Source organism: Pseudochrobactrum kiredjianiae (assembly GCF_030362795.1).
GTDB lineage: Bacteria > Pseudomonadota > Alphaproteobacteria > Rhizobiales > Rhizobiaceae > Pseudochrobactrum > Pseudochrobactrum kiredjianiae.
Map to the genome: position 1 here is coordinate 47,908 of NZ_JAUCBM010000012.1, position 13,520 is coordinate 61,427.

At 51.5% G+C, this 13,520-nt stretch carries 16 protein-coding genes; all 16 read left to right on the top strand.

What is annotated here, in order from left to right; translation table 11 throughout:
- The first annotated feature begins 45 nt into the window (after positions 1 to 45).
- The 16 genes from QUF18_RS16780 to QUF18_RS16855 all read left to right on the top strand — a co-directional run bounded on the left by QUF18_RS16780 (position 46) and on the right by QUF18_RS16855 (position 13,520).
- Complete coding sequence (locus tag QUF18_RS16780; protein WP_289388427.1) at positions 46 to 531, top strand: phage regulatory CII family protein; 486 nt, start codon at positions 46 to 48, stop codon at positions 529 to 531.
- On the top strand, positions 503 to 1,444 hold the full coding sequence (locus tag QUF18_RS16785; RefSeq protein ID WP_289388428.1) for a ParB N-terminal domain-containing protein: 942 nt from the start codon (positions 503 to 505) through the stop codon (positions 1,442 to 1,444). The genes QUF18_RS16780 and QUF18_RS16785 overlap by 29 nt, the downstream gene beginning before the upstream one ends.
- Entirely contained in the window at positions 1,437 to 1,700 is a 264-nt protein-coding gene (locus QUF18_RS16790) for a DUF2312 domain-containing protein (protein ID WP_289388429.1), read from the top strand. Before QUF18_RS16785 ends, QUF18_RS16790 begins: the two co-directional genes overlap by 8 nt.
- A 172-nt stretch (positions 1,701 to 1,872) precedes the next feature.
- Complete coding sequence (locus QUF18_RS16795; RefSeq protein WP_434547425.1) at positions 1,873 to 3,051, top strand: MT-A70 family methyltransferase; 1,179 nt, start codon at positions 1,873 to 1,875, stop codon at positions 3,049 to 3,051.
- Positions 3,041 to 3,559, top strand: coding sequence for a hypothetical protein (locus tag QUF18_RS16800; RefSeq protein ID WP_289388431.1), 519 nt, complete (start codon positions 3,041 to 3,043; stop codon positions 3,557 to 3,559). Before QUF18_RS16795 ends, QUF18_RS16800 begins: the two co-directional genes overlap by 11 nt.
- Positions 3,556 to 3,771, top strand: a complete 216-nt coding sequence (locus tag QUF18_RS16805; RefSeq protein ID WP_289388432.1) for a DUF3310 domain-containing protein — start codon at positions 3,556 to 3,558, stop codon at positions 3,769 to 3,771. The genes QUF18_RS16800 and QUF18_RS16805 overlap by 4 nt, the downstream gene beginning before the upstream one ends.
- Positions 3,768 to 4,982, top strand: coding sequence for a helix-turn-helix domain-containing protein (locus QUF18_RS16810; protein ID WP_289388433.1), 1,215 nt, complete (start codon positions 3,768 to 3,770; stop codon positions 4,980 to 4,982). The genes QUF18_RS16805 and QUF18_RS16810 overlap by 4 nt, the downstream gene beginning before the upstream one ends.
- Positions 4,979 to 5,638 carry a transcription termination/antitermination protein NusG gene (gene nusG / locus QUF18_RS16815; protein ID WP_289388434.1) on the top strand — a complete coding sequence of 220 codons (660 nt, stop codon included), beginning with the start codon at positions 4,979 to 4,981 and terminating at the stop codon, positions 5,636 to 5,638. The genes QUF18_RS16810 and nusG overlap by 4 nt, the downstream gene beginning before the upstream one ends.
- A 218-nt stretch (positions 5,639 to 5,856) precedes the next feature.
- On the top strand, positions 5,857 to 6,426 hold the full coding sequence (locus tag QUF18_RS16820; protein ID WP_289388435.1) for a hypothetical protein: 570 nt from the start codon (positions 5,857 to 5,859) through the stop codon (positions 6,424 to 6,426).
- 156 nt (positions 6,427 to 6,582) lie between these two features.
- Complete coding sequence (locus QUF18_RS16825; RefSeq protein ID WP_289388436.1) at positions 6,583 to 7,314, top strand: helix-turn-helix domain-containing protein; 732 nt, start codon at positions 6,583 to 6,585, stop codon at positions 7,312 to 7,314.
- A complete protein-coding gene (locus tag QUF18_RS16830; protein WP_289388437.1) occupies positions 7,232 to 9,031 on the top strand; it encodes a phage terminase large subunit family protein in 1,800 nt (599 codons plus the stop codon). Before QUF18_RS16825 ends, QUF18_RS16830 begins: the two co-directional genes overlap by 83 nt.
- 2 nt (positions 9,032 to 9,033) lie before the next feature.
- Positions 9,034 to 9,228 (top strand): phage head-tail joining protein, encoded by a 195-nt coding sequence (locus QUF18_RS16835; protein WP_289388438.1) that lies wholly within the window; start codon positions 9,034 to 9,036, stop codon positions 9,226 to 9,228.
- Positions 9,228 to 10,754 (top strand): phage portal protein, encoded by a 1,527-nt coding sequence (locus QUF18_RS16840; RefSeq protein ID WP_289388439.1) that lies wholly within the window; start codon positions 9,228 to 9,230, stop codon positions 10,752 to 10,754. The genes QUF18_RS16835 and QUF18_RS16840 overlap by 1 nt, the downstream gene beginning before the upstream one ends.
- The gene (locus QUF18_RS16845; protein WP_289388440.1) at positions 10,744 to 11,397 is read left to right on the top strand and encodes an HK97 family phage prohead protease; all 654 of its coding nucleotides are present in this window, start codon (positions 10,744 to 10,746) and stop codon (positions 11,395 to 11,397) included. The genes QUF18_RS16840 and QUF18_RS16845 overlap by 11 nt, the downstream gene beginning before the upstream one ends.
- Before the next feature lie 97 nt (positions 11,398 to 11,494).
- Positions 11,495 to 13,129, top strand: coding sequence for a phage major capsid protein (locus tag QUF18_RS16850; RefSeq protein WP_289388441.1), 1,635 nt, complete (start codon positions 11,495 to 11,497; stop codon positions 13,127 to 13,129).
- A gap of 67 nt (positions 13,130 to 13,196) precedes the next feature.
- Positions 13,197 to 13,520 (top strand): DUF2190 family protein, encoded by a 324-nt coding sequence (locus QUF18_RS16855; protein ID WP_289388442.1) that lies wholly within the window; start codon positions 13,197 to 13,199, stop codon positions 13,518 to 13,520.

Sequence of the window (13,520 nt, forward strand, 5' to 3'; positions counted from 1 at the left end):
TTCCCAGCGCGGGAAACATTTTGTCTTTTTTTATTGGAGTTGATCATGGCTGACATTTCAGATGCATGGTTCTACCGGCTCAAAGCCGCGCAACGTGACTTGATCAAGCAATGCGGTGGCATAGAGCGGGCAGGCGATATTACCTCCTTTGGTAAAAGCACTGTAGGGCGCTGGAACAATGCAGCAGATCCTGAACTGATGCCTATACCGGCAGTTCTGCTGTTGGAGGCTGAATGCGGCACGCCGCTCGTGACCACTGTTATGGCTGAGCTCAATGGCCGTCGGCTGCAAGACCCAGATGATATGGGCAAGGCTACCGGCAACATTCTCTCTCGTTATGCAGAAACAGTGCGCCAATCCGGTGAACTCATGTCCGCCGGTGCGCAAGCTTTTGCCGATGGCAAGATTACTCCGGCGGAAGCAACACAGCTCGACCGTGTAGCAGCGGATGTTGAGCGGTCATTATCTGAATTTCGCAAAATTTTAGCAGGGGCACGGGCTGATGGCGGCCTGCGACTGGTCAACGAATGACGGCTGGCCGTCACTTAACCTGAAAGGAACCGACATGCGTGCAGTGACAATTACAGTGAAAGACAAGATTACTCCGCCGCAGGATCTTGGTGCGCCGCCAATGCTGAATTGGCTGCCGATTGGCGATCTGGTGATTGATGATCAGTATCAGCGGGAGCTGAACCGCGCTAATTGGAGCGCGATTATTAAAATCGCTCGGGATTTTCATTGGTCGCGGTTTTCGCCGGTATTCGTAGCGCCATCGCTTGGCGGTAAATATGCGATTATCGACGGTCAGCACCGCACCCATGCGGCGGCGCTTTGCGGCATTGAGGCTGTGCCGTGTCAGATCGTGCAAATGGATGCCAAGCAACAGGCAGCGAGTTTCGCTGCTATTAATGGCATGGCGACGAAAGTCACACCTTATCAGATATTCCGCGCCGGATTGGCGGCGGGTGAAGCATGGGCTGTAGATTGTGCGGATGCCTGTTCCGATGCTGGCTGCCGGTTGATGACATCTTATGTTTCAGGTGAGGGCAAAAAGCCCGGACAAATCACCACTATTTCTCTGATCCGCTCTCATGTTGATAAAGGGCGTCGGGCTTCGGTCACCTTGGCTTTGCGCGGCGTGCGCAACTCAGAGTTTGGCAAAGATGCTGCTGCATATGCCACGGAAGTGCTCAAACCTTTGTTTGCAGCGGTTGTTGACCGGCCTTGGTTGGTGAAAAACGGCACTGACCTTACCGGTTTTATGGATGATTTTGACATCTATTCCGCGCTCGATAACGCCGCTGAATTTGCCAAGCGCAAGCGGCGTGAAAGTGTCGATATCAGCCGCTTTGACATTGCGACCGCTGATATCGGCTCGGCTCTGGATAAGGCTTTCCCGCAACGCATGGCTTTGCCTGTTTCAGCAGGTGTGCGCCATGGCTGATGATATTTCAGGGGATAGTGCGCAGACAATCGCCGTAGGGCAGTTACGCGCATTCATTGAGCGCATTGAGCGTCTGAGTGAAGAAAAACAGACGGTTGCCGATGATATCAAGGTGGTTTTTGCGGAACTCAAAGCCAGTGGTTTCGACACTAAGGCCGTCCGCACCATCATCCGTTTACGCAAAAAAGAACCACATGAGCGCCAAGAAGAGCAGGCCATGATCCAGCTCTACATGGACGCGCTCGGCATGGAATGAGGGGCAGGCCATGACTCATGTTAATGATCCATATTCCGCTGCGCCCGCCAAGGCGAAAAGACCAGTTAAGGGCAAGCTGGCACCGGTAAAAACTTCAAAAGCGTTGAAATCTAAGCCTAAAGTAAAGGTGGTTGCTGAGCCGGAGTTTTATCCTGCACATCCGCTGGCTGATATGTTTCCGATGATTGATGAGCCGGAACGAATCTTGCTTGCGGATGATATTGCCGCGCATGGTCAGCATGAGCCAATATTGCTGTTGGAAGGCATGGTACTCGACGGTCGGAACCGGCAGTGGGCGTGCCGCCATGCCGGTGTGAAGCCGGTTTATGCTGATTATACCGGCGCGGATCCGCTGAACTTTGTGCTTTCCAAAAATTTGCACCGGCGGCACCTGACCGAAAGTCAGCGGGCAATGGTTGCCGCTTCCATTGTCGATTGGGAACGTGGTGTAAATCAAAATACTGCAGGGACTGCAAATTTACCGACCCGTGCAGCGGCGGCAAAGCTGTCTATTTCAGAACGGGCAGTGAGTGCGGCGCGGCGTGTGCGCGACCACGGTGCACCGGAGTTGATTGACGCTATTCGTGCAGGCAAGGTTTCGATCCATGCCGGTGAGGCGCTGTCTGAGCTGCAGCACGAAGAACAGTGCAAGATTGTTCGTCAAGAGCAGAAACAGATTGTCGCGAAGGCAAAGGAAATCCGCACGCATAAGCAGCGGGTGCGCCATGCGGCGCGCCTTATCAAGATGGAAGCCGTGGCGCGGCATGGCAGCGAAACCGCGCCGGATAAGGTTTTGCAGAAGTATCCTGTTATTTACGCGGATCCGCCTTGGAAATTTGGCGTGCGATCAGAGGTGACCGGACGCGAAAAGAGTGCGGAAAATCATTATCCGACAATGGATACGGCTGACATTTGCGCGTTGTTTGAGAAAATCGGCGATCCGGTTTCACAAGATGCGGTGCTTTTTCTCTGGGCAACCAATCCAATGTTGCCACAGGCTATGCAGGTCATGCAGGCATGGGGGTTCACTTATATTCACCACTGGATCTGGGACAAGCAGGTCGCCGGTACCGGATATTGGGGGCGCGACCGACATGAGCTGCTGTTGATTGGCAGGCGTGGCGATGTGGCCGCGCCATTGATGGGAACTCAACCGGAGACTGTTTATTGTGAGAAAAAGGGTAGGCATTCAGCCAAGCCTGCATATTTCGCGGAACATATTGAAAAATTTTATCCGGATATCCCGAAGTTGGAAATCTTCTGTCGTTCAGCGCGTTCCGGTTGGGATGCCTGGGGCTATGAGGCGGGGGCTGTAGGTGATTCCCACGGCACGGTGTCTCATGAGTACTGAAGCCATAGAACTACGGAAAACCAGAGACCGTCTGGCAGCGCTCAACGGGGCTGAATGGCTGTTATCGTCTGATGGTGTTGTTACCTCCGTCGAGGCGCGTACATCTGAGGGGCGAGCAGAAATTGCTCGTTTCCATGACGCTACGACACCGGATGAAATCGACTTTTTTGCCAATGCTCCGCACATGGTGGCGTTTCTCTTGCGGCTTGTTGATCGGGCGATAGCGGCGGCGCGACAGGGCAGGCTACAGACACCGGCACAGGCGCGGGGCAAGGCCGTCAATTATGCGGCAGAGGCTGCCATGAAATGCGGTGAGGCTGCGTTTCTGGTGTTTTTAGAGCAACGGCACGGCTTGGAGCGGCCATTAACAGATGACCGGGCGGCGCAGAAGTTACGCTCGCTACTGCGCGTCACATCCAGAAAAGAATTGAACAATGACAGTGCGGCAGCTGAGCGGTGGCGCACGTTGCGGGCTGACTATGAGGCATGGCGAAAGGCGGGGCAATGAGTGATCCGGTAAACAATCCAAAGCATTACAATAGCCATCCGTCTGGTGTGGAGTGCATCACCATTACTGAGCATATGGGTTTTAACCTTGGGAATGCCATGAAATACATCTGGCGAGCAGATGAGAAGAATGACGCGATTGAAGATTTGCAAAAGGCACGTTGGTATATTGAGCGTGAGCTGTCTCTACGTGCAAGGAGGGCAGCGAAATGAGCGGTGGCTCTCGTGCATGGTCATGGCGCCATGCTTTCTCAACAGCCAGCCTGCCAGCAACGACAAAGCATGTCTTACATACACTCGGCATGTTCATGAATGAGGTGGGTGAGGGCTGTTATCCGTCCGTTGCGGATATTTGCCGCTATAGCGGTTTGGATAAGAAAACAGTCCTGAAGCATCTGGGTGTTGCCCGTGATGCTGGATGGATTGCTGTCTCACAGCACGGCTATCGTGGCCAGAAATGGAAGCGGCAGGAATATGCTGCCTGCTGGCCGGAGCGTGACCTGATTGCTGCCTGTGCACCAGCAGAACAGATTGAAGGCGGTGGAGCAATTCCACCACCTTGCATGGATAAGGTGGTGGAATTGGTTCCCGAAGGTGGTGGAATTGAGGGATCAAAGGTGGTGGAGCAGCTCCACCAAGATAAGACCAGTCCAATAACCACTCCAATAACCAGTCCAATCGAGAGAGGCGTGCGCGAAGAAAATTCGAATTCAGAAAAGCAGGAAGATCGAAAATCCCTTGAGCGTTCGTTTTGGAAAATCGTCAAGGATTGGCCTCAAATCGAGGGCATGCCGAAAGACAAATGGTTGGCAGCTTGGATGCGGCTCACACCGGAGGAACGTGTAGAAGCTGCTGAAAAGCGGGATGCTTGGCTTGCCCTGCTCAAAACGAACAAACGGGATAATGTTCCTGTTCCTGAGACTTATTTCCGTGAAAAGCTTTGGAAAGACGTACCTGAGAGCCTGCTCAAATCATCTCAGGGTGATGGTTTAGACGGTCGGGTGAAAGCTCCAGCGTTTGGAAATATGTGGGCTGCGAATGTCTATCGGGAGCTCTGGGCTGGAGCCACAGCACCACAATCATTGGATAATTACGATCAAAAACTTGTCGATGACGGGCGGTATTCAGCTGAACATATCTTGCTCGGCAAAGAAGCAAGATACGGCTTTCCGAATGTGAATATGCTGTTTGATCGTGCAACAGCCTTTCGAGGTTTGCTTGTTACGGCTGATTTGAAGCCTGTTTCTAACGCTATGGTTCCTGTGTTGGTAGGTGGTGACGTCTGGCATGAATTGCAGGATGAGCATGCCAAACGGGGCTGGCCTTGGTTTCCGAAGCCCGGAAAGCAAACGCATGTCTGGTTACCGAACGGTGTTGCCGGTCTGAATGAGATACAGAAACTTTGGCAAGGATTGGACAAATGATGATGCTGGATAAGAGACTTATTGAGCAGGCAGAGCACATTGATCTTTCCCGCTGCTATAAAAAAAGCGACCGGATTATTTCACAGCGCCGGATACGTGACAGTGGAATCGCCAAGCTTTCAGTACGTGCTGAGAGTGATGCCCCATGGCTTGTGTTGAAAGTGATGACCGGTCGTGAGTTGGAAGTTGGAGAAATGCTGCAAAAAGCGGATGTCGAATCTCTTGTGCCGATGAAAATGGGCAAGGAAATTCGCCGCCGCCGCTTTGTTACTCCCGCTCGTAAGGAGCCTGTTTTTATCGGTTACCTCTTTGCACGTTGTATTATTTCTAACGATACAATGGCGGCTTTATTGGGCTTTAATCATGTGACCGGCATACTTGGTGGATATGAGAAACCATATCTTGTGGCGGCAAGAAATGTCTTATCTTTCAATGAGAAAGCCAATGAAGGTCATTTTGATTATGAAGTTCCTCATGCAGTGTATCGCAGAGGTATGAAGGTGGTTGTCAAAGATGGAATCTTTGCAGGATCTCGGGGAGAGATCATCTCAGGCGGAAGTGATGGAAAAGGCACTGCGGTTGTGGGAGTGCATTTTTTAGGCGGTCTGACACCTGTAATCATGCCCCTTGCTATTCTTGAGCCTTTGTGTGCGTAATGCCCTCACGGATGATCCGATGATCCTGTAGTGAGCCTCTGAGAACGCCTAGACAGCGGGAACGTAAGTTCTGAGGTTGGTACGCCGGTCGGACCCTTACTCTGAAAGTCTCAACATGAGACACCGATTCAGAGCCAGTGCGTAAGCTATGTCTTGAAGTTACCAATCTCATTGAGCGCCGATTTGGCGCTCTTTCTATTTGTATAGGGTAGATGCTCATGTCGATCATTTCTGTGAAGTGGGCTGATAATCATCTGACTAAGTTCGGAACCAAGATTGATCAGTTGAAGACGACCTTTCCGAAGGTCTTACCACGCATCGTCAATCAGGTTGGCAACAGGGCAAAAACGCAAGTTGTTCGCAATCTGACGAAACAGACCGGTTTGCCGCGTAAGACTATTGTTGAGGCAATTGGCAATCCATCTGCGGCACGTTTTGGCAAGCTATCCTATGAAATGGTGACACGGGGCGGCAATGTTCGTCTGAAGTATCTGGACCCCAAGGAAACGCGCAAAGGTGTTTCTGCTAAGCCTTTTGGCAAGCGGACACTGTTTAGCGGCACGTTTATGATGGGTGGCAAGTTTCCTAACCGTAAGGATGTCGGTAAGTTTGAAGGGCATGTAATGTTCCGCAACAGATCAAGCGGACGGCAATATAGTGTTGTTCGCTCCGGTGTCGTTATCCCTCAGGAAATGACTTCTGGTGCAACCTCCGCAGCGTTCGAGAGAACAGCAGCCCCTTTGCTTCAGCAGCGTGTAGAAGCGGCGCTTCGCAAGCTGGTACCATGAGACCGAAGCCATTTTGAAAGGGCGGGCAGTATGCCCCCCTCGGTTGGGTCCTTCTTCAGACCCTTGCCCTTAGCGGGTAGGCGCGACTGCGGGATTTCGCTCTGTGTGAAATTTTACAAGGGGATTCCACCGCCCTTTGAATGGAATCGGAATCACATGGCTAAAAGCTATTCTGATGAGCTGCGCCTTCAGGTTGTTGCCTTCATCAATGAGGGGCATACTGTTCGGCAAGCTGCCGAAAAGTTTGGTGTGAGTCCGAGCTTCGCGGCGAAAACGCACAAAAAGCATTCAGAGCAGGCGGCTATACCACTGTTAGCTGAGGTGGAACCGGCAGTAGAACCTGAACCATCCTTTACGGATGCAGAAATTACAGCCTCTGACCTCGCTGAAATGTTCGGTGTCTCAAAGCGGTCGATCTCCGATTTTGCTGAGCGTGGAATCATCGTGAAGACAGGTCGGAATCGCTTTTCCTTACAAAAGTCTGTTCATCTCTATTGTGACCACCTGCGCGGGATCGCAGCAGGGCGCGGCGGCGACAATGCTGATGCTCTAACCGTGGAGCGTGCGCGATTAGCTGCAGAGCAGGCCGATAATGTGGCGATGAAAAATGCTGTTCTGCGCCGTGAGATGGTGGCTATCTCAGATGTTCGAAATGAATGGGTGACGATAGGCAGGCGACTGCGCAATGAGATGATGTCCGTTCCATCCCGTTGTCGCCAGATGCTGCCGCATCTCACTACGTTTGATGTTGATTTAATCGACAAGGAAATCAGAGCCGCACTGACCGGGCTGGGTGTAAAAGACAATGACAGCGCTGACGACATTGCGGAAGGCTCTGTGGGAATGCCTGACACCGCCGCCGAAACTGAAGCTCTCGGATTGGATTGAGCAGACAGTTTATTTGCCGGAAGGCGTTTCATCTCTGACAGGTAAGGTACGCCTCTGGCCACCACAGCGGGAAATAGCGGATGCTATCGGCGATGCAGCATTGGAGCGAGTAACACTCGTCAAGCCTGTGCGTGTCGGCTTTACCACTTTGCTGACCAGTGCCATGGCCAGTTACTGTTCGAATGATCCGTCACCGATTTTGTCTTTGTTACCGACTGAGGCTGACTGCCGCGACTATATGGTTTCGGATGTTGAACCGATCTTTGATGCGTCACCGGATCTGCATGGTTTGTTGACGGGGGACACGGATGAGGGCGGTAGAAATACACTTCTCTCCCGTCGCTTTCCCGGTGGTTTTCTAAAGGTGATTGCTGCGAAAGCACCGCGTAACCTTCGCCGTCACAATGTTCGCATCCTGTTTATTGATGAAGCGGACGGCATGACGGCAACAAAAGAAGGGTCACCAATCCTTCTGGCAGAACGCCGAACCTTGTCTTTTGCAGATCGCAAGATCGTCATGGGGTCTACACCGGTCTATGAAGAAACCAGCCATGTGCTGCAGGCTTATGAGCAATCAGATAAACGTATCTATGAGGTACCCTGTCCTGAGTGCGGTCATTTTCATGAGATCCAATGGGCAGATATTCAATGGCCTGAAGGTGAGCCAGAAAAAGCGCATTATATCTGCCGTGATTGTGGCTCCGTTATTGATGAGCGTCATAAGCCGGAAATGGTGGCGAATGGCCGATGGCGTGCCTTGCGACCGGAAATTAAGGATCATGCGGGCTTCAGGATGAATGCCCTGATATCGCTTTTACCAAATGCTTCATGGGGACGTTTGGCTAAGGAGTTTGTCGGCGCGAAGAATGATCCTTCGAAACTACAGACCTTTATCAATACAATCCTTGCCCAAGGCTGGAAGGAAAGCACGGATGAGCTGGATGATCTCGAGCTTGCAAGTCGGGCTGAGGATTTCAGTCTTTGTATTGATGGTGATCTAGGTACGACTGGTATCCCGATTCAGGTTCTCATAATTACGGCAGGCGTTGACGTTCAGGATGATCGTTTAGAAGTCACCTTCATCGGTTGGGATAAAGAGGGTATTCCCTATGCTCTAGGACAATCAGTGATCTGGGGACGTTACGATGATCATACAACGTGGTCAGAGCTTCACGTCACGCTCAATACCGAGTGGGATCATCCGCTTGGCGGCAAGATTAAAGTTGAAGCCACCTGCATCGACAGTTCGGACGGTGAAACGATGGAAACGGTCTATCGTTTCGCTTTCCCACGCTTCCGCAGACGCATTTATGCAATCAAAGGTGTTGGCGGTAACCGGCCATGGATTGAGAAATCCAAATCAACAGTGAAGGGCGGCAAGCTTTTCATCGTCGGTGTTGACGGGATCAAAAGTCATATTTTCGGACGTCTTGCACGGGCGAACTCAATGCGGTTTTCGAAGGCCTTGCCTGATGTCTGGTTTGAGCAGCTGGTTGGGGAACAATTGGTCGTTAAGTATTCACGTGGGCAACCAGTCCGGCAATTTGTTCCGGTACCTGGACGACGACATGAGGCGCTTGATTGTACGGTTTACGCCTTTGCTGCCCGCCAGATGGTGAATGCGAATTGGGCACATCGTGAAGGTGAGTTGTCGACACCACCTGAAACCAAACCGGTTTCGAAACTGCCAGAAATAGCACAATCGGAGTGGCTGTAGATATGGCGTCTATTGATGATCAGATAGCTGCACTCGAAGATGCAATTCTTACGGGTGCTAAGAAAGTCGTTTTCCATTCAGGCGGCACCCGCCGTGAGGTGGAATATCATTCTCTTAAAGATATGCGAGAGGCGCTGGCTGATCTGAGATCACGCAAGCAAGGCCGTTCGCGTATCATATTGGCGGCGTTAGACTAATGGGCATCAGCAACATTCTGGATAAGGCCATTGGCTATGTTTCACCGCAGGCGGGATTGCGTCGAATACAACAACGCGCAGCGATGGACATTGCGCAGCGCAGTTATACTGGAGCTGAAACCAGCCGGCTAAAATCTGGCAGACGTGTAAAATCCACATCAGCTGATGCAGAGGTTGCACGGGCTGGTCGGATATTGCGCGACCGGATGCGGGATCTTGTTCGCAATAACCCGTATGCGGCCAAAGCAGTTTCGGAATTGGTCAGCCATGCAATCGGCGATGGTATTATTCCCCGCTCTAAAGATAAGGAGCTGAATAAGCTGTTCCTCGAATGGAGCAAACATTGTGATGCTGATGGCGATCTCGACTTTAACGGTATTGTAGCTTTGGCGGTACGTGAAATGTTCGAAAGCGGTGATGGCATCGTGCGCCGTCGCCGTCGCAGACTGGAAGACGGTTTGCCAGTTCCTTTACAGTTGCAGGTGCTGGAATCTGACCTGATTGATACAACCAAGGAAGGTGTATTATCGGGCGGCGGAAAAACTATTCAGGGCATTGAGTTTGATGCCCTTGGGCGTAAACGTGCATATTGGATGTTTGGATCGCATCCCGGTAATAGCTTTTTTGATCCGCAGTCGACTATCGTATCCAAGCCTGTCCCGGCTTCGGACATCGCACATGTTTTTGAAAAGCAACGTACGCAGGTTCGTGGGGTGCCGTGGGGCACACCTGCAATGGCCGACACATTTGATCTTGCCGAATATGAAAAAGCTGAGCTTGTACGTAAACGGCTGGAAGCCTGTCTCGTCGGTATCATGACCGGTGGTGATGCTGATGATAATCTCGGTATGCCGGTAGCTGGTGATGATGGTACTGCGCAGAAACCAGGCATCTACAATACACGCGGACAGCGGGTTGAGAAATTTGAACCGGGTATGTTTTATAACGCGGTTGGCGGTCGGGATATGAAGTTCAGTCAGCCTGCTGTCACTGACAGCTATGATCCTTACAAAACATCAATGTTACACACAGTTGCTGCTGGTTGGCGGGTTCCCTTCGCATTGATGACCGGCAGGCTCGATAAGGTGAACTATTCATCCAGCAAGATTGGGTTAGAAGGTTTTCGCCGGATGGTGTCCATGCTGCAATGGCAAGTGATCATTCCGATGTTGTTGCAGCCGATGTGGGACTGGTTCTGTGAGGCTGCTTATCTGGCAGGAAAAATTAGCAGCCCTAATGTCGCCGTGGAATGGTCACCACCTCGCTTCTATTCGGCAGATCCGTTGAAAGACGTGAATGCGCGTATCAGGGAAGTTCGTGCAGGTTTCCGTTCACTCTCTTCGGCAATCGCTGAAACAGGTGAAAACCCTGATGATGTCCTAGATGAAATCGCTTCTGACAATGCCAAGTTGGATAAGCGGAAGATTATTCTGGACAGTGATCCGCGTCGCATTTCTCAAGCCGGTCAGATGCAGAACTCATCCGATAACGAACCTCCTGAAGAGGACAAAGAAAATGAAACATAGTCATTTACGGAAGGTTCCGGACAGTCTGCCGATGCAGATACAGGAAGTGCGGCTGTTGGCAGGTGATGTTGATAGCGAGACACGGACGATTGATCTTGTATGGACAACTGGTGCCACCGTGCGCCGCCGCCGGTACGTCGGATGGGATACAGTGGTGCCATTTGATGAGGTGCTTATCGTTAGCGACAAAGCCATTGATCTCACGCGGATGAATGCAGGTGCACCGGTACTTGATAGCCATTCAACGTGGTCAACATTTTCTCAGGTTGCTGTTGTTGAGCGGGCTTGGATTGAGGGCGGTGAAGGAAAGGCAACAATCCGTTTCCCAAAAGCTGGCATCGACAAACAATCAGATCGTATGTTTGGCCTTGTCTCAGACCGGATCATCAAGAATGTGTCGGTCGGATATTCCATAGACAAGATCCGTATCGAAGAAGCCCAGAAAAAAGGCGATGTTGAAAAGGTTATTGTTGAGCGCTGGACGCCAAATGAAATTTCATTTGTTACAGTCCCTGCAGATCCAAAAGCGCAGGTTCGCTCAAATGCGAATACATTCCCTCTGGTGTTCGACGGCAAGCCTGACGCTCATTTTGCAGCTGCAGCACGTATGAGAATGGCGGAAGCCGTTCGCCGCCTCGGCTGATCACTCAGAACAATTTATCAGTTTGCCGCCTGCAGCTCCGGGGTTGCAGGGCGACGGCGCTTGGTTTTTGCCCGGTATAAAGAAGGAAGTGCACACCATGAAAAAGGGTGCTCATATTTACGCGACCGTCGCCGCAATTTTCTGCGTCGGTCTGGCTTTCGCGGTCTTTGCAGCAGATCCATCGCATGCAGCATCTTTTGATAATGGCATGCTCACTCAGTCAAGTGGCATGGGTTTGATCGGTGCAAATGTTGCTTTGTTGGGGTTGCGCTCTAAGCTGACTAAATTCACCGACCGTGCTGAAGTGATCCGCGCTCGTATCACTGACGATATGGATGCTGATGCCGTGCGGGTTCTTGAAGAAGAGCATGCGGGCATTCTGGCAGAAGCCGATCGAGTTCGTGCTCAGATCTCCGACTTGGAACAGGAACAACGTAACACGCCCCCCGTCAACTCCAACGTACAGACAGTGGCAGATGAGGCCGTTCGCGCGGAACGTGAACGCTCCAATACGATTGAAGATCTTGCCACGCGTTCCGGTTTTCCTGCTCTTGGCCGTGAACATGTACGTTCTGGTACTACGGTTGAAAACTTCCGCAGTCTGTTGCTTGATCATATGGTCACCAATGAACGGCAGGCACCGACCGATAGCCGTGTGAGTGTGACACGTGATGAAGGTGATACCCGTCGTTCTGCACAGGTTGAGGCTTTGGCCTATGGTCTGGGTGCGCCGGTACCGCAGGCTGGTCCATCTGCAGCTGCCCGTCAATTTATGGGCATGGGGCTTGTTGATCTGGCAGCGGAAAGCGTCAATTACCGTGGCCGCCGTATGATGAATGCCCGTGATATTGATGATGTATTCACTCGTGCCTCGCATTCAACGTCGGATTTCCCTGCGATTTTTGAAGGTGCAGTGAACCGTACTCTTGAACAGCGTTATGCTCTGGCACAACCGACATTCAAGCGCTTTGCCCGTAAGCGCAATTTCCGTGATTTCCGTCCGGATACCACCGTCAAAGTTGGTGATTTCCCGCTTCTGAAAAAAGTGCTGGAAAATGGCGAGATCAAATATGGTTCATTCGGTGAAGGTAAAGAGCAGGTACAGGCATTCAGTTATGCGATTGCTCTGAACATCAGCCGCCAGATGCTCATCAATGATGACCTTGGTGCGATTTCCGAACTGCTGACCAGCTATGGTGCATCCGTGGCACTGTTTGAGGAAGTTACTTTCTATGCAGGTGCGTTCAACGGCAAGCTTGCTGATGGTAAACCTGTATTTGATGCTGATCACAAAAACCTTGCAGCCGCTGCTGCGGCTATCACGGTTGATAGTGTGGGGCTTGGTCGTACTACAATGGGCAAACAGGAAAGCAAGGATGGCAATCCGCTGCTTTCGAATTCGCCCCGCATCATGCTTGTCGGTCCAAACAAGCTGACAGAAGCTGAAAAGCTGCTTGCTTCAATCACGCCTGCGACAGTCTCCTCCGTCAACATTTTCTCTGGCCGGTTTGAGCTGATCGAAACCACCCAGATCAAAGACAATGCCTGGCATTTGTTCTCCGACCCAACGGCGGGATCCAATTATCGCTGGGGTTATCTGGAAGGCTATGAAGCTCCACGTGTTCGCATGGATGAGCCTTTTGGGCGTCAGGGCTTCAGCATGTCTGTCGAACATGACTTCGGTTGTGGAGCTACCGATTATCGCTTCGGCTACAAAAACTCCGGTGCCTAATCGAACTATCGGCGGGTCTTGGTGATCCGCCATTTCCTCAGTTATGATAGTTAGAAGGGTTTCTCCCATGAAAAATTATATTCAGCCTGGCGATACAGTTACGGTACCAGCACCTGCCAAGGTTACTTCTGGTGGCATTGTTGTGGTTGGTAGCCTTATTGGCATTGCTCAGTTTGCAGCAGTCTCCGGTGATCCTGTTGAGATCGCTACGACGGGTGTGTTTGAGCTGCCTAAAGTTAAGGCTCAGGCATGGACAATTGGAGCGAAGGTATATTCTGCACCGGCAGGTGGTTTGCTGACGACTGTTGATACCGACAATATATTTGTCGGCCATGTTTTAGAGGCAGCTGCTAATCCATCCGATTTCGGTATCGTGCGTCTTTCGGTTTAA